The organism is Candidatus Alistipes pullistercoris, assembly GCF_027665465.1.
In the GTDB taxonomy this organism is placed as follows: domain Bacteria; phylum Bacteroidota; class Bacteroidia; order Bacteroidales; family Rikenellaceae; genus Alistipes_A; species Alistipes_A hominis.
In genome coordinates, this window is sequence record NZ_JAQDED010000003.1 from 162575 (window position 1) to 187276 (window position 24702).

General features: G+C 58.8%; 21 protein-coding genes, 1 other RNA gene and 1 pseudogene. 13 read left to right on the forward strand and 10 right to left on the reverse strand.

Annotation, left to right across the window (positions count from 1 at the left end; translation table 11 throughout):
- The 8 genes and pseudogenes from PGR91_RS06300 to prfA form a co-directional block, all read right to left on the reverse strand.
- On the reverse strand, nucleotides 1-939 hold the full coding sequence (locus PGR91_RS06300) for a DUF362 domain-containing protein (protein WP_101570684.1): 939 nt from the start codon (nucleotides 937-939) through the stop codon (nucleotides 1-3).
- Between the two features lie 36 nt (nucleotides 940-975).
- On the reverse strand, nucleotides 976-2853 hold the full coding sequence (locus PGR91_RS06305) for a TonB-dependent receptor (protein WP_182424240.1): 1878 nt from the start codon (nucleotides 2851-2853) through the stop codon (nucleotides 976-978).
- 4 nt (nucleotides 2854-2857) lie between these two features.
- Nucleotides 2858-3149, reverse strand: a pseudogene (locus tag PGR91_RS06310) (phosphoribosyltransferase).
- Nucleotides 3150-3153: 4 nt separating this feature from the next.
- On the reverse strand, nucleotides 3154-3663 hold the full coding sequence (locus tag PGR91_RS06315; protein ID WP_118656572.1) for an ECF transporter S component: 510 nt from the start codon (nucleotides 3661-3663) through the stop codon (nucleotides 3154-3156).
- A 63-nt stretch (nucleotides 3664-3726) separates the two neighbouring features.
- Entirely contained in the window at nucleotides 3727-4851 is a 1125-nt protein-coding gene (locus tag PGR91_RS06320) for a DUF362 domain-containing protein (RefSeq protein WP_055204113.1), read from the reverse strand.
- A gap of 255 nt (nucleotides 4852-5106) precedes the next feature.
- Entirely contained in the window at nucleotides 5107-5688 is a 582-nt protein-coding gene (locus PGR91_RS06325; RefSeq protein WP_055204543.1) for an HdeD family acid-resistance protein, read from the reverse strand.
- Nucleotides 5689-6029: 341 nt separating this feature from the next.
- Nucleotides 6030-6857 carry an orotidine-5'-phosphate decarboxylase gene (gene pyrF, locus PGR91_RS06330; RefSeq protein WP_118656574.1) on the reverse strand — a complete coding sequence of 276 codons (828 nt, stop codon included), beginning with the start codon at nucleotides 6855-6857 and terminating at the stop codon, nucleotides 6030-6032.
- 23 nt (nucleotides 6858-6880) lie between these two features.
- Nucleotides 6881-7966, reverse strand: a complete 1086-nt coding sequence (gene prfA, locus PGR91_RS06335; RefSeq protein WP_055204545.1) for a peptide chain release factor 1 — start codon at nucleotides 7964-7966, stop codon at nucleotides 6881-6883.
- A gap of 172 nt (nucleotides 7967-8138) precedes the next feature.
- Between prfA and PGR91_RS06340 the strand changes: the two genes are divergently transcribed.
- From PGR91_RS06340 to bioC, 6 genes are read left to right on the forward strand one after another with little or no spacing between them, the layout of a single operon-like run.
- Nucleotides 8139-8543: a YbaN family protein gene (locus PGR91_RS06340; protein WP_070103317.1), complete on the forward strand. Its 405-nt coding sequence runs from the start codon at nucleotides 8139-8141 to the stop codon at nucleotides 8541-8543.
- Nucleotides 8500-9090, forward strand: a complete 591-nt coding sequence (locus PGR91_RS06345) for a purine phosphorylase (RefSeq protein WP_101570672.1) — start codon at nucleotides 8500-8502, stop codon at nucleotides 9088-9090. The genes PGR91_RS06340 and PGR91_RS06345 overlap by 44 nt, the downstream gene beginning before the upstream one ends.
- The gene (locus tag PGR91_RS06350) at nucleotides 9087-9887 is read left to right on the forward strand and encodes a 1,4-dihydroxy-6-naphthoate synthase (protein WP_118656576.1); all 801 of its coding nucleotides are present in this window, start codon (nucleotides 9087-9089) and stop codon (nucleotides 9885-9887) included. Before PGR91_RS06345 ends, PGR91_RS06350 begins: the two co-directional genes overlap by 4 nt.
- Nucleotides 9884-11005 (forward strand): aminotransferase class I/II-fold pyridoxal phosphate-dependent enzyme, encoded by a 1122-nt coding sequence (locus PGR91_RS06355; RefSeq protein ID WP_101570669.1) that lies wholly within the window; start codon nucleotides 9884-9886, stop codon nucleotides 11003-11005. The genes PGR91_RS06350 and PGR91_RS06355 overlap by 4 nt, the downstream gene beginning before the upstream one ends.
- Nucleotides 10987-11646: a pimeloyl-ACP methyl esterase BioG family protein gene (locus PGR91_RS06360; RefSeq protein ID WP_101570667.1), complete on the forward strand. Its 660-nt coding sequence runs from the start codon at nucleotides 10987-10989 to the stop codon at nucleotides 11644-11646. The genes PGR91_RS06355 and PGR91_RS06360 overlap by 19 nt, the downstream gene beginning before the upstream one ends.
- On the forward strand, nucleotides 11633-12394 hold the full coding sequence (gene bioC, locus PGR91_RS06365) for a malonyl-ACP O-methyltransferase BioC (protein ID WP_055204125.1): 762 nt from the start codon (nucleotides 11633-11635) through the stop codon (nucleotides 12392-12394). Before PGR91_RS06360 ends, bioC begins: the two co-directional genes overlap by 14 nt.
- Before the next feature lie 3 nt (nucleotides 12395-12397).
- Here the strand turns inward: bioC and rnpB are convergent.
- Both rnpB and PGR91_RS06375 read right to left on the reverse strand, forming a co-directional pair.
- Nucleotides 12398-12798: RNase P RNA component class A (rnpB, locus tag PGR91_RS06370), an RNA gene on the reverse strand.
- A gap of 160 nt (nucleotides 12799-12958) precedes the next feature.
- Nucleotides 12959-14116 carry an FN3 domain-containing metallophosphoesterase family protein gene (locus PGR91_RS06375; RefSeq protein ID WP_118656578.1) on the reverse strand — a complete coding sequence of 386 codons (1158 nt, stop codon included), beginning with the start codon at nucleotides 14114-14116 and terminating at the stop codon, nucleotides 12959-12961.
- A gap of 131 nt (nucleotides 14117-14247) precedes the next feature.
- On the opposite strand from PGR91_RS06375, the gene PGR91_RS06380 reads away from it, so the two are divergent.
- From PGR91_RS06380 to PGR91_RS06410, 7 genes are all read left to right on the forward strand, one after another.
- Nucleotides 14248-15453, forward strand: a complete 1206-nt coding sequence (locus PGR91_RS06380; RefSeq protein WP_118457472.1) for an S-adenosylmethionine:tRNA ribosyltransferase-isomerase — start codon at nucleotides 14248-14250, stop codon at nucleotides 15451-15453.
- Nucleotides 15454-15455: 2 nt separating this feature from the next.
- Nucleotides 15456-17198, forward strand: a complete 1743-nt coding sequence (locus tag PGR91_RS06385; protein WP_101570661.1) for a YgiQ family radical SAM protein — start codon at nucleotides 15456-15458, stop codon at nucleotides 17196-17198.
- A 74-nt stretch (nucleotides 17199-17272) separates the two neighbouring features.
- Entirely contained in the window at nucleotides 17273-18865 is a 1593-nt protein-coding gene (gene dnaB / locus PGR91_RS06390) for a replicative DNA helicase (RefSeq protein WP_055204133.1), read from the forward strand.
- Between the two features lie 73 nt (nucleotides 18866-18938).
- Nucleotides 18939-20474 (forward strand): YifB family Mg chelatase-like AAA ATPase, encoded by a 1536-nt coding sequence (locus PGR91_RS06395; RefSeq protein ID WP_055204136.1) that lies wholly within the window; start codon nucleotides 18939-18941, stop codon nucleotides 20472-20474.
- Nucleotides 20475-20489: 15 nt separating this feature from the next.
- On the forward strand, nucleotides 20490-22010 hold the full coding sequence (locus tag PGR91_RS06400; protein WP_118656580.1) for a ComEC/Rec2 family competence protein: 1521 nt from the start codon (nucleotides 20490-20492) through the stop codon (nucleotides 22008-22010).
- A 21-nt stretch (nucleotides 22011-22031) separates the two neighbouring features.
- Nucleotides 22032-23219 carry a THUMP-like domain-containing protein gene (locus PGR91_RS06405; RefSeq protein WP_118656582.1) on the forward strand — a complete coding sequence of 396 codons (1188 nt, stop codon included), beginning with the start codon at nucleotides 22032-22034 and terminating at the stop codon, nucleotides 23217-23219.
- Between the two features lie 6 nt (nucleotides 23220-23225).
- A complete protein-coding gene (locus tag PGR91_RS06410; protein ID WP_101570654.1) occupies nucleotides 23226-24701 on the forward strand; it encodes a Na+/H+ antiporter NhaC family protein in 1476 nt (491 codons plus the stop codon).
- Nucleotide 24702 lies beyond the last annotated feature (1 nt).

Sequence of the window (24702 nt, forward strand, 5' to 3'; positions counted from 1 at the left end):
TTACAGTTTGATTCGTTTGACGTTCAACTTATCGAGATCCGTCGTGCCGATGTTCAGCGCCTGGCCGTTGGCCAGATGTCCGACCGATTCCATCGGCATTTCGCGGATCTGGTTGAAGAATTTCGTGGCGGCCGTGTCGACGGCGACGATGTCCGGCGATACGAAAAGCCCTTTGGCGAGCACCACGTCGTCGGCCGACTGACCGCGCGGTCCGTTGGTCTTCATCACGCGGTAGGCGTCCACCACGTTCAGCGCCGGTTTCTTTTGCAGCGTGCAGATGTCGGCGATGCACTGTTGCAGGTCGTCGCGGTGGAATGCGCCGCGATCCCAGACGATGCCCATCAGGTTTTTCATCGAGATGGTCAGGTTGGCTCCCCCGTGGTGTTTGAGCACCGGTACGTTGATCCAGACGTCGCTGTCGAGGATCGCCCGGTGCACCTTGGCGTTTTTGAGGATTTTGCCGTGCGGCAGCGAAATGTCGCGGTAATAGGACTCCTCGTGGGCCGGAACGACTTTCGCGCCTGCGGTTTTGGCGGCATCTTCGATGCCGCTGTTTTTATAACATTTGATCCAGTCGTCGCAGGTGTGGTCGAAAACCGCGACCTCCTTGGCTCCGGCGGCCAGGCATTGTTTTACGATCTCGGCGATCAGCTTGGGATTGGTGTTGCCGGCCAGTTCGGGCGTTTTGTCCCAGCCGATATTCGGTTTGACGGCCACTTTGGCCCCTGCTTTGACGAACTTTTTCATGCCGCCCATTTCGGCGATCGCTTTGCGGAACATGGCGTCCGGTTCGCCGCCCATGACGGCGATCAGGTCGGTTTTTCCTCCCGTAGCGGGGTCGGTGACGGATTGGGCCAGCAGATCCATCGTTCCGCCCGGCTTGATAATCATCGCAACCCCCGTCAGGGCGATCGCCTTTAAGAAATCTCGTCTGTCCATCGCGTTTGTTTTTAGTCGGGTTGTTTTCGAAGTATATCAGAAGCGCAGGTTCACGCCGCCGAAAACCGTGGCTCGGGGCATCGGGTAACCGGCGTTGATTTCGTAGTCCTGAGCCAGCAGGTTCTCGCCCCGCGCGAAAAGTTCGACGACGGAGCTCGCTTGCCACGAGGCGCGTAGGTTCCACAATACGAATTGCTCCGTGCCCGGCGCTTTCAGATCCGTATAGAGTCCGCGGACGTATTGCACCCCGGTCGATACGCTCCAGCGCGGCCGGATAAAGTCGATACCGGCGTACAGTTTGTGCTGCGGCGCCGCCAGTATTTTGTATTCCATGTGCAGCCAACTGTAATTGCCCGAGAAGGCCAGCGACCGGGCGGCCCGGTATCGCGCGGTCAGTTCCACGCCGTAGTTTTCGATCCGGCCCGTGTTGACGTTTATCGGCCGGTTGCCGTCGAAAACCGCCTGGATCGTGTTGTCGCCCTTAAGGTAGTAAACATTGGCGCTCAGCGACAGTTTGCGTTGCCAGAAACTCTGCGTAACGGAGAACTCGTAATTCATCAGCCTTTCGGGTCGCAGGTCGGGATTTTGCGGCGGAAACATGTACATTTCGCGGATGGTCGGTGTCCGGAATCCTTTGCTGAGGATCGCTTTGAGGACGGTTTCGGGCGCTATCGGGAAACTGATCCCGAACTGCGGGACCCACTGCGCGCCGAAGTGCGGGTTATAATCCATGCGGACGCCCGCGTTCAGCGTCATCCATCTCGCGAGCGTCTGCTGCATGTTCAGGTAGACCGCCACATCGTTCAGCGTCTTGTCGGCCAACTGTTCGTCTCGGTCGGGATAGCGGTTCCAGGCGCGTCCCCCGCTGCGTTGGTAGTCCGCTCCGAGCGTCGTCTGGTTGCCCGTAAACAGCCGGTACGACTGGTAGGCCGTGATGCCCAGCATCCGGTCCCGCGAACGGAAACGGTAGTCCGGCGACGGTTGTCCCGGGCTGTGCCCGTCGTCGATTTTGTGATATCCGAAGTTGTAAAAGAATTTCAGCGATCCCGACGTGCGTTCGTAGCGGTTGTCGAGCGAGAACGAGGTCATTCCGCGGGTAATCAGCGCATCGTTGTCGATCAGCGGAGCGGTGACGGAACCGGGGTTCGAGGCGGCGAAATGGTTCAGGTTCACGTCCGCGAACGCTTTCCAGTGCGCGGTGAAGTCGTAGCCCAGCTTCAGGTAGCCTCCCCAACCGCCGAATCCCATGTCCTTGCGGTGTCCGTCGGTATGACTGTAATTCAGCGCGGCGAAACTGTTGAATTTTCCTTTCCGCACGGCGTTGCTCACTTCGACGTTCAGCGTGTTGAACGAGCCGTACATCAGGCGGGCCATGTTGTAGACGCCATCCGCTTGCCCTTTTTTCGTGATGATGTTTACGACGCCGCCCATCGCGTTCGACCCGTACAGGATCGAGGCCGGGCCGCGCACCACTTCCACCCGTTCGGCGTTCATCGACTGGTAACTGTCCGCCAGCGGATGCCCCATCAGGCCCATGTACTGCGGATGTCCGTCGATCAGCACCAGCACCCCGGAAGTGGGTTCGCCCCCTACTCCCCGGATTTTCATACCGCCGGCCGCGCCGGCCGCCACGCCGTACCCCATCACGCCGCGTCCGGTGATGAACAGTCCGGGCACCTGTTCGGTCAGCACCGGCAGCAGCGACGGTTCGAACCGCCGTTCGATTTGCCGTTCCTCGACGACCGATACGCTCATCGGCAGGTTGCGGAAGTTTACCGCCGGCCGCGATCCGGTCACGATCACTTCGTCCATCCGTACGGAGTCGGCGAAGCGTTCCGGTACGGCACTCCGTGCGGAAATCATGCCGCAGCATGCCATTGCGGCGCATAGGTAAAGTTTCGTCGGTACGTTCATACGGTCAGAGTATCCCTGGAAATCGGAAGCAAGCTTCGTTGTACAGCGCGTAGTCCGCATTCCCCTTTACGTCGAAGTCGACCGGGACCAGCCGTTTTCGGTTTGTCGTATTTCGGCCGCTGGCATTCGTCGCGCAGGTTGATTCGCAGCGGGCGAACCTCTTTGTTCAGCCGCAGGTTCAACGGCGCGGCCGGTATGATCCCGCCGTTGGCGATCGCTACCAGCAGGTCGAAATCTTCCGGGATCGGGATTTCCCGGAAACGGGTCAGCACTTCTTCGAATGTTTTTCTCGGCATCGTGTCAGCGTTTGGCCAGCCATTTCAGCAGCGCGTACCCGGCTACGATCTGCAACAACATGCCCGGAACGCCGAGACGGAAATCCTGCATGGCGGTAAGGAAGCTGCCCGTGAGGACCCATTCGAACAGCGAGCCGATGATCTGGTAAGCCAGTACGACGGCGACCATCGCCAGCATCGAAACGTTTTTCAGGTAACGGGCCGCCATAGCGGCGGCTACGGCCAGCGTGACCGATTTGATCAGGATCTCGGGCAGTACGGCGGCAGCGGGCATCCCGAACAGCGCGCTGTTCGCCAGCGGAGAGAGCACGGCCGTCAGCAGGCCGACCCGGATGCCGAATTTATAGGCTGCGATCAGCGTAAAGAAGTAGATCGGCAGCAGGATCAGTCCCCCCTGCGGAATCAGATGGCATAATTGCGGCAGAATCAGATTGCCGGCTACGAACAGCAGCGTGAACCAATAGGTCTTGGCCTGTCGGAAGTTCAGCGAATAGAGTTTTACAGTCGTTTCCATAACATAGTTGTATTTTAAAGTTATTCGATTGCGGTATTGCGGAGTATCTTCGGGGAGGAAACGTTACCTCACCTCGATCAGTTCGTATTGCATGTTTCCGATTCCGATCTTTTCGGCGTGCGTCAGTCCGGCCAGCCAGTCGGTGTCGGGATGCATCAGTCGGAATTTGTCGGTATCTTCGAGGTGTTCGTGCGGACGACTTTCGGTAAGTCGGTTGACCGTCTGCAACGCGGGCGCGTGGATCACCAGGTCGGCGCAGGCTTTGTCCAGGGCTACCGGGTCGAATGAAGCGGCGATTCCGAGGTCGGGGACGACGGCGGCGTCGTTGTGATTCCAGCAGTCGCATTCCGGCGAGACGTTCATGATGAAGCTGACATGGAAGTTCGGCTTGTCTTTCAGCACGGCCTTCGTGTATTCGGCGATTTTGTAGTTCAGGCGTTCCGATGTATCGTTGGCCCCCATCGACGCGCTGTCGTACTGGCATAACGCGATGCATTGTCCGCAGCCGACGCACTTCGAGTAGTCGATCTCGGCTTTCCGTTCCGGGTTCAGGTGTATGGCGTCGTGCGCGCAGTGTTTTACGCAGATGTTGCAGCCTCGGCAGTTTTCCGTTTTGACGACGGGCTGGGCCGCGCAGTGCAGTTCCAGCTTGCCGCCGACGCTGGCGCAACCCATGCCGAGGTTCTTCAGCGTACCACCGAATCCGGTCTGTTCGTGTCCTTTGAAATGGGTCATCGAGATGACAATGTCTGCGTCGGCGACGGCCGCGCCGATTTTCGGTGCTTTGCAGTATTCGCCGTCGATTTCGATTTCCCGGTAGTCGATGCCTTTCAGTCCGTCGGCAATGATGACCTGACATTGTGCGGAGATCGGGTTGTAGCCGTTCTCCATAGCGCTCTGTAGGTGGTCGACGGCATTCGCGCGTCGTCCCGAATAGAGCGTGTTGGCGTCGGTCAGGAACGGTTTCGCGCCGAGCGAACGCAGCAGTCCGGCCATCCGGGCGGCGTACTGGGGCCGCAGGTAGGCCATGTTGCCCGGTTCCCCGAAATGAATCTTGATCGCGGCGAAACGGTTCTCGAAATCGATGCCGGCGATGCCCGCCCGGCGAACCAGTCGCTCCATTTTGTCCAGCAGGTTGCTGGTCGGCGTGGTGCGGAGGTTTGTGAAAAATACTTGAGAAGAAGCCATGTCCTGAATAAATTGGGTTGAAGCCGACTTTGTAGCGAGTCGGCGATTTTTGCCCAAAAGATACGGATTTTTAGAAAAAGATTCTAATTTTCCCATTGAAAAAGCGGATCGAGGACGATTCCGGATTTTGCGGATCGGATCTTTCGCGTACGGACGGGCGGTTGTACCGCAAAAGCGATGTTTTTCGGGAAAGGCTCGTACGAAACGAAAAATCCCGGCCGGAGCCGGGATTTGCAGAGAAAAATAACGAATATTCTATTTCATATGTTTGTGTACGTCGCGCAGTTGGAAGGCGAAAATACAGGCCGACATCCCGGCGAAAAGCAGTGAAATGCCTACCCAGATGATCACGGCCGCCGTCCCGAACAGTATCGGCTGGAACAGGATCCACATCGAAAGCAGCAGCAGTAGGACGCCGCTTACGATCGTCCATCCCGAACCGGGAACGTTCATCGCGTTCATGTCGCTGCCCAGTCCGATCGCGCTGAAGCTGCGGAACAACAACCAGAAAGCGAGGAAGATCGGCAGCGTCGCTGCGGACAGCGCCGTATTCAAGATCAGGATGACGCCCAAGATCACCTCGATGATGCCGCCGGCCAGCATCCATCCGCGCCCGGTCATGTAGTGTTTGTTGCCGGCCGAAAGAATGATCTGGAACAGGCCGGAAAAGAAGATCAGAAAACCGAACATCAGCGACATGCCCAGGTAACTTTGCGCCGGGTACAGGAATACGACCAGGCCGATGATGAATAGCGCGATGCCGGTCAGCAGCAGCAACCACCAGTAACGGATCGCCTGTTTCGAATGTTCGAGCAGCGTTTCAAAAGAATTGTCCATAGTTTGATTTTTTAATGAAATATTACTTAATTTTGAACGATAGAAAATTTTATATACCGGGCGATTCGTTTCGACCCCGTCAAACGGACGGAAGGGTTCGAACGGTGTCGGGTAACGCCGTAACGGAGTGCTCATTTTCAGTGCCAGTTTTGCGAAATCCCGGGTCACGCCGTTTTTTGCGGGATAGAAAAGTCCGAACGAAACAGACCGGAAAGGAATATCCTTTTCATATCTCATGGAATTATGTCGCCGGATCGGGAGAGTGTCGGCGTATGCGGATGAAAATGAAAACGCCCCGAAATCGTATGATATTCCGGGGCGTTATTTTTCGGAATCGTTTTTTACAAGCCGTGCGCGGACAATAATTCGGCCATCTGGGCAGCCATTTCGGCCGCTTTTTTCGCGGCCGTGTCGGCAAAGAGTTCCGATCGGTCGGCATAAATGATCCCGCGCGAGGAATTGACCAGCAGACCGCAACGGTCGTTCATCCCGTAACGGGCCACTTCTTCGAGGCTGCCGCCCTGCGCGCCCACTCCCGGGACGAGCAGGAAATGGTTCGGGATCAGTTCCCGGATTCCTTTCAGCATCCGGGCTTGCGTCGCGCCGACGACGTACATCATGTTTTCGGCCGTGCCCCATCCGCTCGATACGTCGATCACTTTTTCATAAAGATAGCCGCCCTCTTCGAGCCGCTGCATTTCGAAATCGGCGGCGCTCGGGTTGGAGGTCAGCGCCAGAATGACCGCCCATTTGCCGTCGAAGCGGAGGAACGGGTCGACCGTGTCGCGTCCCATGTACGGAGACAACGTCACCCCGTCGGCCAGATCTTGGCTGAAAAAGGCGCGGGCGTACATCTGCGACGTATTGCCGATATCGCCCCGTTTGGCGTCGGCGATAATCATGATTTCGGGATAGTTATCCCGGATATATCGCACCGTTTTGACGAAACTTTCCCAGCCTTTCGCGCCGTTTTCCTCGTAAAAAGCGAGGTTGGGCTTGTAGCATACGGCGTATGCCGCCGTGGCGTCGACGATCGCCCGGTTGAAGGCGAAAACCGGATCGTCTTCGGACAGCAGGCGCTGCGGGATTTTGTTCGGATCGGTATCCAGGCCTACGCACAGGAAACTGCGTTTCCGCCTGATCTGTTCGAAAAGTTCCGATGAAGTCATGGAGTATTCGTTTTTGAGGTTCGTTACTCTTCGCTCGCGCGCAGCCGTTCGGCATTCTCTGCTACCTGTAACTTGTCGATAATCTCCTGGATGTCGCCGTCCATCACGGCGCTCAGGTTGTAGAGCGTCAGGTTGATCCGGTGGTCGGTCACGCGGCCTTGCGGATAGTTGTAGGTGCGGATCTTGGCGCTGCGGTCGCCGGTCGACACCATCGTCTTACGCTTGCCGGCGATCTCGTCGAGGTATTTTTGGTACTCCAGGTTGTAAATACGGGTACGCAACTCTTCGAACGCCTTGTCGAAGTTCTTCAACTGCGATTTCTGATCCTGGCACTGCACGACGATGCCCGTCGGGATGTGGGTCAGCCGAATCGCCGAATAGGTCGTGTTGACCGACTGGCCGCCGGGCCCCGATGCGCAAAAAATATCCTTGCGGATGTCATTCATATTGATTTCCAGGTCGAACTCTTCGGCTTCGGGCAGTACGGCCACCGACGCGGCCGACGTGTGTACGCGGCCTTGGGTTTCGGTCTGCGGCACGCGCTGTACGCGGTGTACGCCCGATTCGTATTTCAGCACGCCGTAGACGCTGTCGCCGATCACTTTCATCACGATCTCCTTGAATCCGCCCGAAGTGCCCTCGCTCATGCTGTTGATCTCGTATTTCCAACCGCGTTTCTCGATGTATTTGGTATACATGCGAAACAGGTCGCCGGCGAACAGGGCCGCTTCGTCGCCGCCGGTTCCGCCGCGGATTTCGACGATGGCGTTCTTGCTGTCCTGCGGGTCGGCCGGAATCAGCAGCAGCTTGATCTCCTCTTCCAGCCGCTCGAGTTCCGGTTCCAACTCGGCGACCTCCATGCGCGCCATTTCGCGCAGTTCGTCGTCCTTTTCGGTCGTGAGGATCTCTTTGGCTTCGGCGAGGTGGTTCAGCGCCGTCCGGTATTTTTCGCTGGTTTCGACCACCGGCTGCAGTTCTTTATACTCTTTGTTCAGCGCTACGAATTTTTTCATATCGGCGATCACTTCCGGATCGGTCATCTGCTGGCCGATCTCTTCGTATTTGATCTTCAGTCCGTCGAGGCGTGAAAGTATCGAATTTTCTGACATAAAAATGATAATTATCGGATGATGCTCCCTGCGAGGCGTTTCCGGTGCGCAACGCGTTCCTTTTGAGAAACTGGGGATTGCACCTGCCGGATGCGATCCGCCGGCCGCCGGAAGCGTCACAAAGGTAAACATTTTTTTGATTTTTCGTATCTTGCGCCCGTTTCGTACGACTATGAAGAATACGCTGCTCAAAATCGCCGGATACCTGGCCGTCGGGCTCGGTTTCGTCGGGGCTTTCGTTCCGATGCTGCCGACCACGCCTTTCCTGCTGCTGGCCGTTTACTGCTTTTCGAAAAGCGATCCCCGGATGAACCGCTGGATGCTTCAGAACCGGGTTTTCGGCCGCTACCTGCGCGATTACAGGAGCGGTCGGGGAATCCCGCTGTCGGTCAAGATAACCGTGTTGTCGGTGATGTGGAGTTCCATGCTGTTCGTCGGCATCGTACTTAATAGCCGGATTTGGGTCGCCGTTTTGCTTTTTACCGTATCTTTGTTCGTCTCGATCCATATTCTGAGAATCAAAACCGCTTGCCGTGAAGAACGAAAAGATCGTCATACTGAGTCCGACGGAGCCTGAAATAGCGCCTTTCCGCTACGGTGCCGCCGACGGGCCCGAAATCCGGATCGCCGGGGTCGGCCCGTATCGCTGCGCTGTGACGACAATGGCGGCGGTCCGCGATTGCGACCCGCAGTTGCTGATCCTTGCCGGGATCGCGGGGGCGTATCCCGGCAGCGGATTGTCCGTCGGGCAGACGGTGCTGGTCGCTTCGGAGTGCGCCGCCGATGCCGGTTCGTTCGTGGCCGGCGATTTCACGCCGAAGTTCAGTGGGCGTTACGACTGCCCGTGGCTGCCGGCAGGGGTTCCGTTCCGTGCGGTCGATAGCAACAGCGTCGGCGTCGCGGGTACTCCGTTCGCCGATCGCGTCGGGGTGCAGATCGAGAATATGGAAGGCGCGGCGTTCTTTTATGCCTGCCTGCAGTGCGGAGTGCCGTTCCTGGAACTGCGCGCCGTTTCCAACCGCGTCGGCGATCCGTTTCCGGAATGGGACGTCCGGGGGGCGGTGACCGCGTTGGCCGACTCGCTGTGCGAATTGTTGCATTTCTTAAATACCGAGCGAACATGAAATTACAGCTTCATATATCGACCTGTCCGAACGATACGTTCATGTTCGATGCGATGGTGCACCGCCGTATCGACACCGAGGGTCTCGAATTCGACCTTTCGCTGGCCGATATCGAACAACTGAACGCCGGAGCGTTGCAAGGCGTTCCGGACATTTCGAAATTGAGTTATGCGGTCGTGCCGCAGTTGCTCGACCGTTACCGGGTGTTGCACAGCGGCAGCGCGCTGGGGCGCGGCAACGGGCCGCTGCTGGTCAGCCGCCACCGGATTTACCCGGACGAAGTGAGCGGTATTCGGGTGGCGATCCCCGGCGAGCACACGACGGCCAACCGCCTGTTGGCGACGTTGTATCCGGGCGTGACCGACAAGCGGGTCTATCTTTTCTCGGACGTGGCCGACGCCGTAATGAGCGACGAATGCGACGCCGGGGTGCTGATCCACGAAGGACGTTTTACGTACCGCGAAAAAGGGTTGCGGCTGGTGGCCGATCTCGGCGAGGAGTGGGAGAAAAAGACCGGACTGCCGTTGCCGCTCGGCGCGATCGCCGTATCGCGGCGGCTTGACCGGCAGACGCAGCGGAAGATCGACCGGGTGTTGCGGCGCAGCGTCGAATTCGCGTTCGCCGAGCCGTCGGCTTCGGCGGAATTCGTGCGCGGGTATGCGCAGGAACTCAGCGAGGAGGTGACGCACCGGCATATCGAACTGTTCGTAAACGAATATTCGGTCGATCTGGGGGCCGAAGGAAGGAAGGCGGTGTGCGCGCTGCTGGAAAGAAAAGAAGAGGAGATTTTCGTATGATGCGCGAAACATTGCGGCGGCTGGCGGCCGAAGACAACCTGCGGACGCTGCCCGAAATAGGGATCGACGGGAAATACGTCGTTTACGAAGGTCGTAAATACCTGAATCTGTCGTCGAACGATTACCTGGGCCTTTCGTGCAGCGGCCTGCACCGGGAGTTTATGCGGCGGATGACCGACGGAGGGGATTTTCTGCTTAGTAATCCGTCTTCGCGGCTGATTACCGGCAACAGTCCGGATTACGGACGGCTTGAGATGGCGCTGTCGGAACTGTTCGGCGGGCGTGCCGTACTAGTCGTCGGCTGCGGTTACATGGTCAATTCGGGCGTGCTGCCGGCCGTTACCGGCAAGGGGGATCTGGTACTGGCCGACAAGCTGGTGCATGCCAGCCTGATCGACGGACTCAGGTTGTGCGAAGCCGACTGGAAACGGTTCAACCACAACGATACGGGACATTTGGAGCGGTTATTGGCCGCCCACCGTCGTTCGTACCGGAACGTTTGGATCGTGACCGAATCGATTTTTAGCATGGATGGCGATCGCGCGCCGCTGAAAGAGCTGGCCGCGCTGAAACGGCGTTACGACGCGAAGCTGTATGTCGACGAAGCGCACGGATTCGGGGCCTGCGGGCCGCAGGGATGCGGAGTCGCCGCGGAGATGGGCGTCGGGGACGATTGCGATGTCCGTATTGCGACGCTCGGCAAAGCGCTCGCGTCGCAGGGGGCGTTCGTCGTTACGGACGGGCTGACGCGCGATTTCTTGATTAACCGGCTCCGGACGCTGATCTTCTCGACGGCGCTGCCTCCGATTTCGCTGCGCTGGTCGGAATACCTGGTGCGGCGTTTGCCGGAGATGGAAGACCGCCGCGCCCGGCTGCGGGAATTTTCGCGGTTGATTACCGGGGATGCGTACCGTTCCCACATCGTTCCGCTGCCGGCCGGAGAAAACGGCCGGGCGATTGAAATGAGCCGGCGTTTCCGCGAAGCGGGCTACTGGGTGATGCCGGTTCGTTATCCGACGGTGCCGAAAGGGAAAGCTCGGGTGCGCGTGTCGCTCAGCGCGGCGCTCACGGCCGACGAAATCCGAAAATTTACCGAAATATGCGCAAGTATTGGTTGACGCGGGACGGGAATCCCGGCCTGATCCTTTTCATGCTGGGCTGGGCGGCGGATCATCACGCGGTCGAGCACCTCGCGCCCGAGGGGTACGATATGCTCTGCGTATACGATTACCGTACGCTGGAACCGTTCGCTGCGGAGGAGTTTTCCGCCTACCGGAATGTCACGCTTTTTGCATGGTCGTTCGGGGTGTGGGCCGCCGAACGGACGTGCCGCGACGTTGCGTCGGATTGCGCCGTCGCGCTGGGCGGAACGCCCTATCCGGTGGACGACCGTTTCGGCATTCCGCGCAGGGCGTTCCTGGCGACGCTCCGGGGACTGCGCGGCAGCGGGGCGGAAACGTTCAACCGCCGCGCCTACGGCGCGGATTACGACCGGCTCGCCCCGTTTTTCGACGAGCGGCCGTTCGAAGACAAACTCGACGAACTCGGCGTGCTGTTCGAACGCTCCGCCGAACCGTATATGCCGTCGCTGGATTGGACGGCGGCGGTCGTGGGCGACCGGGACGCGATTTTCCCGCCGGCGAACATGCTTGCCTACTGGAAAGAAAAGGCCGTCGTAAAACCGTTGCCGCACTACCCTTTCGGCGATCCCGGCATCGTGTCCGGCTACTTAAAAAAGATTGAAAATGACAACCGATAAACAGTTACTCAAAAAACGTTTTGCCGCCACGTTCCGGCAGTACGATTCGCTGGCCGTCGTTCAGCAGGAGATCTGCGGCCAGTTGGACGAAATGATCGGGCGGATCTGCCCCGGGCGGATCGGCCGGGCGATGGAGGTCGGCTGCGGAACCGGCTTCCTTACGCGCTACCTGCTGCGGCGCTATCCGGACGCCGAATGGATCGTCAACGACCTGATCGAAGAATCGGAAATCTATTTGCGGCCTTATGCGTCCGGACACTATGTGGAATACCTGTGGGGCGATGCGGAACTGCTGCCGCTGCCCGGAGAGCTGGATATGATCGCGTCGGCGTCGGCCGTGCAGTGGTTCGACAACCTGCCGCTTTTTATCGACCGCGCGGTCGGGAGCCTTTGCTGCGGCGGTTACTTCGCGTTTACGACGTTCGGTACCGACAATTTCCGGGAGATCCGGGCTACGACCGGCGAAGGGTTGCATTACTATACCAGCGAGCAGTTGCAGGAGTTGTTGACCGCTGCCGGATACGGGATCGTCGAAACGCTCGAATACACGCGCCATCTGCCGTTCGACACTCCGGCCGACGTATTGCGGCATATCAAGGCCACCGGCGTGAACTCGATCCGCAAGGCGCGCTGGGGAAAGCAACAGTTGATGGATTTCGAAACGGCTTACCGGGAACATTTCAGTATGCCGGACGGTCGCGTCGCGCTGACCTACCATCCGATCCTCGTCCTGGCGCAGAAAAAGTAAAAAAGCACAGCAGGGCTTGTAAGCCGGGTTCTGTACCTTCGCGAGCGAAGGCCTCTGTCATTTATCTAGGCCGGCGGTCACCCGCACGGCTCGTCAGCAACCTACCCCCCGACATCGGACGAGCAGCCCTACAACTGCCGGTATACATGGTCTTGCAACCCGCGGGACGTACTGACCGGCACGTGTCGCCACGGCCGCGGTGGGCTCTTACCCCGCCTTTTCACCCTTACCGTCCTTGCGGACGGCGGTCGTTTTCTGTTACGCTTGCCATTCCCTCGCGAGAATCTTCCCGTTAGGAAGCGCGGCGCTCTGCGTTGCCCGGACTTTCCTCCCCTCCCGTATGCGAACCAAAATATCGTCGAATGCATTCCGGCCCCGGGAGCAGCGACAGAGCTTCCCTGCTGTGCCCCGCAAAGGTAATCAAATGAAACCGAAATACGGGCCGTCCCGCCGTTAATTTTATCTTCCGGAGAATCGTCGTCCGGAAGTTCCTGCCGGTAGGCCGTGAAAAAAGCCGGCACCTTATTTTCAGGCGCCGGCCTTGTAGAAAGTCGATACGGCGGGTTACTTGCTGATTGTAAATTCTTTGAGCGTGTTGCCTCCGGTGTCCGTCACTTTCGCTTTCAGCGTGCGTCCGTCGATATCGATCCGTGCGACGCTTTCGGTGCTGTTGACGATTACCGGGAAAGTCAGTCGGTCGTACTTGTCCGGCGACATGAATTCGTAAGCGTGGGTGTGCCCGGAAATCATCAGGTCGATCTTCGCTTGGTTGTACAGCGGTAGGAATTTGTCCGTGATGTCCTGTATCCCGTGGCGCTCGGGATTGTCGCTCTCCATGTGCGAAAGCGGCGGGAAATGGTTCATCACGATGCGCCATTTCGCGCTTTTGTACGCTTTCGAGCGTATCAGTTCGCCGAACCAGGCGGCCTGTTCGGTACGGTATCCGTCGAAGTCGGTCAGTCCGGCGTAGACCCAGAAATCGTCCGGCTTGTCCTCGCCGCAGTCGAGCACGATGAACATGATGTCGCCCACGCGGTAGGCTCCGTAATATTTTCCGCTGCTTTTCGGAACGTAGCGGGCGTATTCGCGGGCCATGTTGCCGCGCGTTTCGTGGTTGCCGCGCACCAGTACGAACGGTTTTTCCGAGGCGAACAGCTCGACGCTTTTATCGATGAAGCTCCGGAACGGCGTTTCTTCGTTGTCGTAGTAATTCATCATGTCGCCGACGTAGAAAATCATATCGGCGCTGCCGACGCCGGCCTGGTTCAGCAGGCGGCCCAGTTTATCGGGCTGCTGATGCATGTCGCTCAGCGCGATGAACGAGCAGGCGGTCGCTTTCGGATCCGGAGTCGAGAAGCGGCGCCAGGGCGAGACGATGCTGTCGCCGAACGTCACTTTGTAAGGCTGGAAGTCGGCGATTTGCTTCGAACAGAGCCGGTACTGGTAACGGGTGTCCGGCCGGAGGTTTTCGACGCGAATCACGTTGAACGTGTTGTAGGCGTCGCGCAAGCCGTTCCTGACGGTGTAGTGTCGTTCGGCTTCTCCGCCGTCCGGTTTCACTTCCACCCACGAAAAGCCTTTGTCGCTGGTCGTAAAGACGAATGTGACCGCGTGTTCGGAGAGTTCTTGCAGATATGGGCCGTGGTTGAACGTGTACGACTGTGCCGACGCGGTATATAATACGGCCAGTAGGCCGAGAAAACAAAAGACGATTTTTTTCATCGAGATGTTCGTTTAGTGATTTTTCGAATACCAAAAGTACGAAAAAAAGGGATTCGCCGGTCGGATATGGCTCGAAACCGTTCGTTTTTTATTTCCTTTGCAGGAAAATCCGGTTCGCCGGTCAACTGTGCATGAAACAAAATATCTGTATATCCGATTACGATTATCCGCTGCCCGAGGAGCGGATCGCCAAATTTCCGCTGGAACGCCGCGAGCAGTCGAAACTGTTGCTCTGCCGCGACGGACGGGTTTCGGAAGACCGTTTTTTCGAAGTGGGGAAATACCTGCCCGAAGGCAGCCTGTTGGTGTTCAACAATACGAAAGTAATCCGGGCGCGGCTCGTTTTCTATAAGGAAACCGGAGCCCGGATCGAAATATTCTGCCTCGAACCGCATGATCCGGCCGATTACGAGCGGGCGTTCGCCGCCAAAGAAAGTTCCGAGTGGTCGTGCATCGTCGGTAACCTGAAAAAGTGGAAGGACGGCCCGTTGCATATCGATTTCGAACTGAGCGCATGTTCCTGCCGCCTGAGCGCCGAAAAGGTATCCGCCGGGGAGAAGGAACAAATCGTCCGGTTCCGCTGGGATGTCGACTTGTCGTTCGGGCAACTGCTCGAAACGCTCGGGCGGATTCCGATTCCGCCCTATTTGCGCCGCGAAAGCGAGGAACTGGACAACAGCCGCTACCAGACAGTCTATTCGAAGTTCGAGGGATCGGTCGCCGCGCCGACCGCCGGCCTGCATTTTACGCCCGAACTGATCGAATCGCTGCGTCGGGCCGGGCATCCGACCGACGAGGTGACCCTGCACGTCGGGGCCGGCACTTTCCTGCCGGTCAAAACGGACCGCGTGATCGACCACCGGATGCATACCGAGCATTTCGAGTTTTCGGTTTCCACGATCCGGAATCTGATCGCATACGACGGGCGCGTTACCGCGGTGGGAACGACCAGCGTGCGGACGCTCGAATCGCTGGCGGCGCTCGGCTACCGCATTGTCCGCGACGGGGAGCCGGATCCGGAACGAGTCGTCGGGCAATGGGAAATTTACGACATTCCCGACGGGCTGGACGGCCGGGAATTGCTGGCGGCGTTGGCGGACTATATGGAACGGGAGCGGTTGCAGAAGATCAAAACCTCCACGCGGATCATGATTATGCCCGGATACCGGTTTCGGGTCGTGAACAGCCTGATAACCAACTTTCACCAACCGAAGAGCACGCTGTTGCTGTTGGTGTCAGCCTTTATCGGCGAGGATTGGCGCAGGGCGTACCGCTATGCGTTGGACAACGGGTTCCGGTTTTTAAGTTACGGGGACAGTTCGCTGTTGATTCGGTAAAGATGGGGATTTCGTATAAGATAACGGATTGGCTGCCGACTTCGGTCAAAGAGGTTCGGGCGCGCGGGTGGGACGAACTGGATGTGATCTTGTTCTCCGGGGACGCTTATGTCGATCATCCGTCGTTCGGGGCCGCCGTGATCGGCCGGTTGCTGGAGGCCGAAGGACTGCGCGTGGCGATCGTGCCGCAGCCGAACTGGCGGGACGACCTGCGCGATTTTCGCAAGCTGGGCAAGCCGCGGCTGTTTTTCGGCGTGTCGGCCGGAAGCATGGACTCGATGGTCAACCACTATACGGCCAACAAGCGGCTGCGCAGCGACGACGCCTATACGCCCGGCGGAAAGGCCGGTTTCCGGCCCGATTATGCCGTAACGGTTTATACCCGCATTTTAAAACGGCTTTTCCCGGATACGCCGGTCGTGATCGGCGGGATCGAGGCTTCGCTGCGCCGGGCCGCGCATTACGATTACTGGAGCGACTCTCTGAAACCTTCCGTGCTGGTCGACAGCGGGGCCGATCTGCTGACTTACGGCATGGGCGAACGGGTGGTGCTCGACATCGCGCGGGCGATGCACAACGGTTACAACCTGAACCTGCTGCGCAAATTGCGTCAGGTGGCCTTCCTGGCCGACGATAGGTATGTGGATTCGCTCGGCGACGAGGCGTTGAGGCTGCACGGTTTTGAAAAATGTCTGAAAGATAGGCGGGCGTTCGGCGAGAATTTCGTCCGGATCGAAACCGAATCGAATCGGATGGAAGCCCGGACGCTGGTCGAGCCGGTCGGCGACCGTTTCGTCGTGATCAATCCGCCGTATCCGAAACTGTCCGAACAGGAGCTGGACCACAGTTTCGGCCTGCCCTATACCCGCTTGCCGCATCCGCGCTATAACGGCAAAGGCGATATTCCGGCTTACGAGATGATTAAATTTTCGGTGAACCTGCATCGGGGCTGTTTCGGCGGGTGCAGTTTCTGCACGATTTCGGCGCATCAGGGCAAGTTCGTTTCGAGCCGCAGCGAGGAGTCGGTGCTCGACGAAGTGCGGAAACTGACGCGGATGCCGGGTTTCAAAGGATATATTTCCGACCTGGGCGGGCCGTCGGCCAATATGTACCGGATGGGCGGGCGCAACGAAGCGTTGTGCCGCAAATGCAGCCGTCCGTCGTGCATCTATCCGTCGCTGTGCCGCAACCTGAACAACGACCACCGGCCGTTGATGGAACTGTACCGTAAGGTAGACCGGTTGGCCGGAGTCAAAAAATCGTTTATCGGCAGCGGAATACGCTACGATCTGTTCGGCGACAACAACCGGGATTACCTGCGCGAAGTGGTCGTGAACCACGTATCCGGGCGGCTGAAAGTGGCTCCCGAACATACCGAGGACGGCGTGCTGCGGCTGATGCGCAAACCGTCGTTCGCGCTGTTCCGCGACCTGAACGAACGTTTTCAGAAAATATGCCGGGACGAGGGATTGAATTATCAGTTGATCCCCTATTTCATTTCGAGCCATCCGGGGTGTACCGAACGGGATATGCGCAACCTGGCGGCCGAGACGCGGCGGCTGCATTTCCGGCTCGAACAGGTGCAGGACCTGACCCCCACCCCGATGACGCTGTCGTCGGTGATGTTTTACACGGGCGAAAATCCGTACACGGACGAAAAAGTGTATGTCGCGCGTTCGCAGGACGAAAAGCGAAGGCAGAAAAGTTATTTTTTCGGATGGAAAGACCGGCGCGGCGAACGGTAAGTCCGAAAAATCGCCGCGGTCTTTCCCCGTGTCGATTAAAATCGTATCTTTACATGACCGTTGAGAATTGAATTATGGCAAAACGTTACACCCCGAATCCGAACAATGAAGAGGCTGCGGCCGCGCTGACCGATACGGTCGGGTTGATTCCGCCGCAGTCCGTCGAACTGGAAGAGGCCGTGCTCGGCGCCCTGATGCTCGAAAAGGACGCCGTGATCGAAATACAGGGGATCATCACTCCCGAAGCTTTTTACAAAGAGGCGCACCAGATCATCTACAAGGCGATCATGGAGCTGTCGATGGAACTCAAACCGATCGACCTGTATACCGTTACCGAAAAACTGAAGCAAACCCGCAAACTGTCTGCAGTGGGCGGTGCGGCCTACCTCGCGCAGTTGACCCAGAAGGTGGGATCGGCGGCGCATATCGAATTTCACAGCAAAATTATCGCCCAGAAGTTCGTCCAGCGCGAGCTGATCCGCGCGGCGACCGAGATACAGAAGAAAGCGTACGACGAGTCGATGGACGTAACCGACCTGATCGACTTGGCCGAAGGCGAGATTTTCAAAGTGTCCGAAGGCCACGTGAAGCGCGACGTGCAGAAGTCGCGCGATATCCTGACTAAAACGCTGCTCGCGATCGAGGAGGCTTCGAAACGCGAGGGCGGGTTTAGCGGCGTGCCGACCGGGTTTACGCACCTTGACCGGCTGACGCTCGGCTGGCAGCCTTCCGACCTGATTATCATTGCGGCGCGCCCGTCGATGGGTAAGACGGCTTTCGTGTTGTCGCTGGCGCGCAACGTGGCGGTCGATTTCGAAAAAGGGGTTGCCTTCTTCTCGCTCGAAATGAGCGCCGAGCAGTTGATGATGCGTCTGATCGTCGGCGAGTCGGGACTCGACTCGCGCGACGTGCGCAACGGACAGTTGACGCCCGAGCAGTGGAAGCATCTCGAATCGTCGATCAAGCCGTTGGCCGGTGCGCCGCTGTTTATCGACGATACGCCGGCCCTGTCGATTTACGAGTTTCGTTCGAAGGTGCGCCGGCTGAAGACGCAGTACGATATCCAACTGGTGATTATCGACTACCTGCAGTTGATGACCGCCGCGGTCGATACGCGCGGCGGAAATCGCGAGCAGGAGGTGGCGATGATTTCGCGTTCGCTGAAGGCGATCGCCAAAGAGCTGAACATCCCGATCATCGCGCTTTCGCAGTTGAACCGTTCGGTCGAGTCGCGCGGTGGCAACAAACGGCCGCAACTGTCCGACCTGCGTGAATCGGGCGCCATCGAGCAGGACGCCGACTTGGTGGCCTTTATCCACCGCCCGGAGTATTACGGGCTGATGACCGACGAGGACGGCACTCCCACGCAGGGCATGGCCGAGATCATCGTCGCCAAGCACCGTAACGGCGCGGTTGATACGATTAAGTTGCGTTTCCGCAAAGAACAGGCGAAATTCATGGATTACGACGATATTTCCGGCGACGGGTTTTCGATGGACAGCAGCATGAATTCCGAATTCGGATCGGCTATCGACGGCGGAAATGCCGGCGGCGGAGCAATGAACGATTTCGGCGGGTATGGCGAATTCGGCGTGCCGTCGGGATCGGCGCCGAACAAGCTCGGCGGTTTCGGCACGCCGCCGGACGATGAGAATCCGCCGTTCTAAACGAGAAAAGGATTTGATTTTTGAATAACCGCTTCGGATCTGTCCGGGGCGCGTAGCAACGCAACAGACTGTTATGTTCGTTAAGAGTTACGGAAGCGCCGTTGTCGGCATCGAGGCGATCACGGTCGCCGTCGAGGTGAATATCTCGGCGGGGATCGGACTCTACATGGTCGGACTGCCGGACAATGCGGTGCGCGAAAGCCAGGAACGTATCCGGGCCGCTTTCGAAAACTGTTCGTACAAGATGAGCGGTCGGAAGGTGATCGTCAACCTTGCCCCGGCCGATATCCGCAAAGAAGGGTCGGCTTACGATCTGCCGATCGCGGTGGCTGTTTTGGCGGCTACCGAACAGGTGGATTCGGCTCCGCTGGCTCGTTATGTGCTGATGGGCGAGTTGTCGCTGGACGGTTCGCTGTTGCCGGTACGGGGCGCGTTGCCGATCGCCATACAGGCGCAGAAAGAGGGATTTAAAGGGGTTATCCTACCGAAACAGAATGCGGCGGAGGCGGCGGTCGTCGGATCGCTGGAGGTTTACGGAGCCGGTCATCTGCGCGAGGTGGTCGGATTCCTGTGCGGGGAGCATACCCTTTCGCGGACAACGGTCGATCTCGAAGGACGATTCCGGGAAAATGCCGAACGGTTCGACGTCGATTTCGGCGACGTCCGGGGGCTGGCGCATGTGAAACGGGCGCTGGAGATCGCGGCGGCCGGCGGGCACAACGTACTGATGATCGGGCCTCCGGGGTCGGGCAAAACGATGCTGGCGCGGCGTATGCCGTCGATTATGCCGCCGATGACGTTGCAGGAGGCGCTCGAAACCACGAAGATACATTCGGTAGCCGGGAAGCTCGGCGCCGAAACGGGTCTGTTGGTGACGCGGCCTTTCCGGTCGCCGCATCATCTGACTTCTCAGGCCGCTCTGGTCGGCGGCGGAACGTCGCCCCAGCCCGGCGAAATATCGCTGGCCCACAATGGAATCCTGTTCGCCGACGAACTGCCCGAGTTCGGACGCAGCCTGTTGGAGACGCTGCGTCAGCCGATGGAAGATAAAGTAATCACGGTCTCCCGTTCGAAATACACGGTGCAGTATCCGGCCAATTTCATGCTGGTCGCTTCGATGAACCCGTGTCCGTGCGGTTATTATAACCATCCGACCAAAGCGTGCGTCTGTTCGCATGGGGCGGTATCCAAATACCTGAACCGGATTTCGGGGCCTATGCTCGACCGGATCGACCTGCACATTGAGGTGATTCCTGTGGATTTTTCGGAGTTGTCGCAACCGGGGGCTGCGGAGAGCAGCGCCGCAATCCGCAGCCGCGTGGTGGCTGCACGGCAGGTTCAGACCGAACGTTTCGCCGGAACACCGGTATATACCAACGCCATGATGAACAGCCGTCAGTTGCGGGAATTCTGTCCGCTTTCGGCCGAATCGAGCGCTTTGTTACGCAAGGCGATGGAACGTTTCAACCTGTCGGCGCGGGCCTACGACCGGATTCTCAAGGTTTCGCGGACGATCGCCGATCTGGCAGGAGGCGGGCGGATCGAACCGGCGCATATCGCCGAGGCGATCGGTTACCGGACGCTTGACCGCGATACGTGGGGCGCTTAAAAACCGACGGACGCGATGCAACTTTCCGATAAAATCGACATAACGCCTTTTGCGAGGATACTTCCGTTTTTCGCGGCGGGTATTCTCGCTTTCCGGTATGTGACCGCCCCCGACTGGCTGATCGTCGCGGCCGCCGTTATCGGCTATGCCGTCGCATGGCGGCAGCGTAAAGGTTCCTACCGGTGGTGGACGGTGGCTGTCGCGCTCTTCTTTTCGGGGATACTGGTTACGGCCGTGAGCGCTCGGAAGGAAGCGATGCCGCGCGGCGAAAGGCTGGCTATGGTGCTCGAAGTCGGACAGAATCCGGTTTCGAACGGCCGGTGGCGGCAGACCGTGGCTCGTGTGGGGGCATACCGACCGCTGGACTCTGCCGGGAGCGGTTGGCGGGGCGTCGATGAAAAAGTCGAATTGCGGGTCGATACGGCGGAACGGATCGCCGTGGGCGAGCAATTGTACGTGGTGGGCTACCTGAATCCCGTGGATACGGCCGGGAGTCGCTACGGGACGCTAATGCGCAGCCGCGGAATCGGCGCGCGCGTCTATGTGCGCGGGGATCAGGTGATTTCGCGCCTGCCAGGGAACGGGCGCCGGGCGACCCGTTATGCGGCGGCGCTGCAACGGTGGGCGGTCGAACGTATCCACCGGCTGCATGTCGGCGAGAGGGAACAGGAATTGCTGTCGGCTCTGATCGCAGGGGATAAACGGAACCTTGACCGCAGGCTGAAAGCGGACTATTCGAAAACCGGCGTGGCGCATATTCTGGCCGTGTCGGGACTGCATATGGGATTCGTGCTGGTGATTGCCAACCTGCTGTTCGGTTGGACGGTGCTGTTGCGGTACGGTCATGTGGCGAAAAACGTACTGGTCATATCGGCGTTGTGGTTTTATGCCGTGATGGCGGGGCTGTCGCCGTCTGCTGTGCGGGCGGCGTTGATGCTTTCCGCCGCACAGTTGGCCCTGGCCTGTTCGGTTCCGGGAAACGGTTACAACGTCGTGCTCGGCGCGGCGACGCTGATGCTCGCCGCCAATCCGTTCTATCTTTACGACCTCAGTTTCCAGTTGTCGTTTATGGCCGTGCTGTCGATCCTGTTTTTCTATCCGCGACTGTATCGCAGAAAACTATGCCGCAACCGGATCGCCGATGCGGTGTGCAGTTCGGTGTTGCTCGGCGCGGCGGCGCAGATCGGGACGCTTCCGCTGGTCGCCTGGAATTTCGGGAATATACCTATAATTTCGCTGATCATTAATCCGTTGGTTATCCTGACGGCCTTTTTGTCCGTTTTTACGGGGATTTTGTGGGTGCTTTTCGCTTTTCCCGGACTCAACGCGGTCTTCAGCGCGGTAGCGGGTGCTTTGTTGCAGGCGCAGAACGGGATCGTAACGTGGGCCGCCGGCACGCCCGTCGCTTCGGTTTCGGGCGTGCGCTTCGACGGGTACGGCGCGGCGGCCGCTTATGTCGTATTGGCGGCGTTGGCCGTCGGGTTGAAATGGCGGGAGGATTCTCGCAAAGAATATTTCGGGGGAGTCGCCCGTTGAATTTGGAACGAATGATCGAACATGACGCACGAAGAAGTTGATTGGTTGTTGCGGGAAGAGTCCCGGCAAACGGTTTTGAAATATCTGGACGAGCGGCCGGAACGACTCGCGCTGCGGCTGGGCGGCGGCGGAGCGTTGCTGGCCACCCAGTTGAAATATTTACAGCGTGCCCGGACCAAACTCCCGTCCTATTACCGGGCCCGCTGTATTTTGCCGCCGCTGGCGTTCGAGCAGGCCAGCAGCGAGGCGGTCGCCGCCGAAAAACGGTACGGAGGTGCGCTCTGCATCGATCTGACCTGCGGTCTGGGCGTCGATTCGGCCCATTTTTCGAAAAGTTTCGACCGGGTGATCGCCGTCGAACGCGATCCGGTTACGGCCCGGGTCGCCGCCGTGAATTTTTCGCTGCTGGGGATTTCGAACATAGAGGTGGTGAACGACTCCGCCGAACATTTCATAGAGTCGTTTCCCGGGACGGCCGATCTGGTGTATGCGGATCCGGCGCGGCGCGGCGAAGGGAACCGGAAAGTGTTCCGGTTCGAGGAGTGTTCTCCGGACATCGTCTCGCTATTGCCGGCGATCCGGGAGAAAACGCGCCGGGTCGTGGTCAAGGCGTCGCCGTTGTTCGACATAGACGAGGCGTTCCGACTGTTCGGCGACCGCATAACCGTCGATATCGTTTCCCGGCAGGGCGAGTGCAAAGAGGTGTTGATCGATGTTCCTTCGGCGCCGGACGCGCCGGCCGGAAGCGTCCGGGCGGTCGCGGCCGGCTGCGGTTCGCTCGTATTCGGACGAGGGGACGGCGAGCCGGCGCAGACGTCGGATTTCGAGCCGCCGTACGGGTATCTGTTGGTGCCGGACGTGTCGCTTTGCAAGGCCCGTCTGGTACGGAGATACGCTGCCCGGATCGGATGCTACGCCGTATCGCAGAGCGGTTACTGCCTGTCGCGGCAGGCGCCCGACCGGTTCTTCGGCCGGGTCTACCCGATCCGCGAGATGGCATTCTATCAGCCGAAAAAGCTGAAACAAGCCCTGAAAGCGGCGGGAATTTCCCGCTGCAATCTACTGAAAAAAGAGTTTCCGTTCGATGCCGAAAGAATTGCCCGCGCGCTGGGCATCCGTCAGGGCGGGGACGATTCTTTCGCTTTTACCCGGATCGAAGGAAAATTGTACGCCCTGATGCTCGGGGAGGAAATCCCATCAAAAAGATGACCGACGATGCGGAAGACCGTTAAATCCCCCACTGTTTTTCAGTCCCTTATTCCGGTCGCCGTACTGATCGTGCTGATCGGGCTTAACGTGACGCTGCTGGGCGACGAGACCCTCGCGGGAGCCAATCAGATGTCGCTGCTGATCGCTTCGGGCGTTACGGCCTGCATCGCGATTCGCAACGGGAAAACGTGGGGGGATATTCTGGAAGGAATCGTGCGGACGCTGACCGGAGCCATTCCGGCGATCTTGATTCTGCTGATGATCGGGGTGCTCTCCGGAACGTGGATGCTCAGCGGAATTATTCCCGCGATGATCCATTACGGGCTGTATGTGCTGCGTCCCGAATACTTCCTGCCGGCTACGGTGGTCATTTCGGCGCTGATTTCGCTGGCTACGGGCAGTTCGTGGTCGACGGTGGCCACCGTCGGGGTGGCGTTGCTGGGAATCGGACGGACGCTCGGGTTCGGAGACCCGGTGATCGCCGGAGCCATCATTTCGGGGGCATATTTCGGCGACAAGGTTTCTCCGCTGAGCGATACGACCAACCTCGCCGCGGCGATCGCCGGAACGAATCTCTTCACGCATATCCGTTACATGCTGTACACGACTCTGCCCACGATCTTCGTAACGCTGATTATTTTTACGATACTGTCGATCGGCGGCGGTAAAATTGCAGCGGATGTTTCGGTAGCCGATACGCAGCGGATGATTACGGATTATTATTACATTTCTCCGGTGCTGTTTCTCGTGCCGTTGGCGGCGGTGGCGATGATCGTGTTCAAAATGCCTCCGGTGCCGGTGCTTTTCGTCGGCAGCCTGCTCGGCGGCGTGATGGCGGTCGTATGCCAGCCGGAACTGATCGGTTCGCTCAGCGGCGACGGGACGTTGACGGCCGGGGGCGCTTACCGTGTCGTCAGCCGGGCGATGTACGGGACGGTATCGCCGGAAACGGGCGATCCGATGGTCGATTCGCTGTTTACGTCGAGGGGAATGGCCGGGATGCTGAATACCGTCTGGCTGATTATCACGGCGATGATTTTCGGCGGCGTGATGGAGGCCGGACAGTTTTTGGAGCGGATCACGACGGCGCTCATCCGCCGCGTACGTTCGACCGGAGGACTCGTGAGCGCGACGGCGGGAACCTGCGTACTGTTCAATTCGACCGCATCCGACCAGTACCTCGCCATCGTGATCCCCGGCAAAATTTTCGGCAGCGCGTACCGGCGCAAAGGGCTGGCTCCCGAAGTGCTGAGCCGGACGCTGGAAGACGCCGGTACGGCCACCTCGGTGCTGATCCCGTGGAATACCTGCGGCGCGACGCAGGCCGGCGTGCTGAACGTGGCGACGGTCGCTTACCTGCCCTACGCTTTTTTTTGTTACATCAGTCCGCTGATGTCGATCCTGTTCGCCTGGCTGGGTTTGCGTATCCGCAGAATCCCGCCGCAGGGCGCTTTGCCGGAAACGGAAAATCGAAATAAATAGT

Bases quoted from the DNA above. Each gene is read 5' to 3' on its own strand.
- PGR91_RS06300 (WP_101570684.1), bottom strand. From the start codon at position 939: ATGGACAGACGAGATTTCTTAAAGGCGATCGCCCTGACGGGGGTTGCG.
- PGR91_RS06305 (WP_182424240.1), bottom strand. From the start codon at position 2,853: ATGAACGTACCGACGAAACTTTACCTATGCGCCGCAATGGCATGCTGC.
- PGR91_RS06315 (WP_118656572.1), bottom strand. From the start codon at position 3,663: ATGGAAACGACTGTAAAACTCTATTCGCTGAACTTCCGACAGGCCAAG.
- PGR91_RS06320 (WP_055204113.1), bottom strand. From the start codon at position 4,851: ATGGCTTCTTCTCAAGTATTTTTCACAAACCTCCGCACCACGCCGACC.
- PGR91_RS06325 (WP_055204543.1), bottom strand. From the start codon at position 5,688: ATGGACAATTCTTTTGAAACGCTGCTCGAACATTCGAAACAGGCGATC.
- pyrF (WP_118656574.1), bottom strand. From the start codon at position 6,857: ATGACTTCATCGGAACTTTTCGAACAGATCAGGCGGAAACGCAGTTTC.
- prfA (WP_055204545.1), bottom strand. From the start codon at position 7,966: ATGTCAGAAAATTCGATACTTTCACGCCTCGACGGACTGAAGATCAAA.
- PGR91_RS06340 (WP_070103317.1), top strand. From the start codon at position 8,139: ATGAAGAATACGCTGCTCAAAATCGCCGGATACCTGGCCGTCGGGCTC.
- PGR91_RS06350 (WP_118656576.1), top strand. From the start codon at position 9,087: ATGAAATTACAGCTTCATATATCGACCTGTCCGAACGATACGTTCATG.
- PGR91_RS06355 (WP_101570669.1), top strand. From the start codon at position 9,884: ATGATGCGCGAAACATTGCGGCGGCTGGCGGCCGAAGACAACCTGCGG.
- PGR91_RS06360 (WP_101570667.1), top strand. From the start codon at position 10,987: ATGCGCAAGTATTGGTTGACGCGGGACGGGAATCCCGGCCTGATCCTT.
- bioC (WP_055204125.1), top strand. From the start codon at position 11,633: ATGACAACCGATAAACAGTTACTCAAAAAACGTTTTGCCGCCACGTTC.
- PGR91_RS06375 (WP_118656578.1), bottom strand. From the start codon at position 14,116: ATGAAAAAAATCGTCTTTTGTTTTCTCGGCCTACTGGCCGTATTATAT.
- PGR91_RS06380 (WP_118457472.1), top strand. From the start codon at position 14,248: ATGAAACAAAATATCTGTATATCCGATTACGATTATCCGCTGCCCGAG.
- PGR91_RS06385 (WP_101570661.1), top strand. From the start codon at position 15,456: ATGGGGATTTCGTATAAGATAACGGATTGGCTGCCGACTTCGGTCAAA.
- dnaB (WP_055204133.1), top strand. From the start codon at position 17,273: ATGGCAAAACGTTACACCCCGAATCCGAACAATGAAGAGGCTGCGGCC.
- PGR91_RS06395 (WP_055204136.1), top strand. From the start codon at position 18,939: ATGTTCGTTAAGAGTTACGGAAGCGCCGTTGTCGGCATCGAGGCGATC.
- PGR91_RS06400 (WP_118656580.1), top strand. From the start codon at position 20,490: ATGCAACTTTCCGATAAAATCGACATAACGCCTTTTGCGAGGATACTT.
- PGR91_RS06405 (WP_118656582.1), top strand. From the start codon at position 22,032: ATGACGCACGAAGAAGTTGATTGGTTGTTGCGGGAAGAGTCCCGGCAA.
- PGR91_RS06410 (WP_101570654.1), top strand. From the start codon at position 23,226: ATGCGGAAGACCGTTAAATCCCCCACTGTTTTTCAGTCCCTTATTCCG.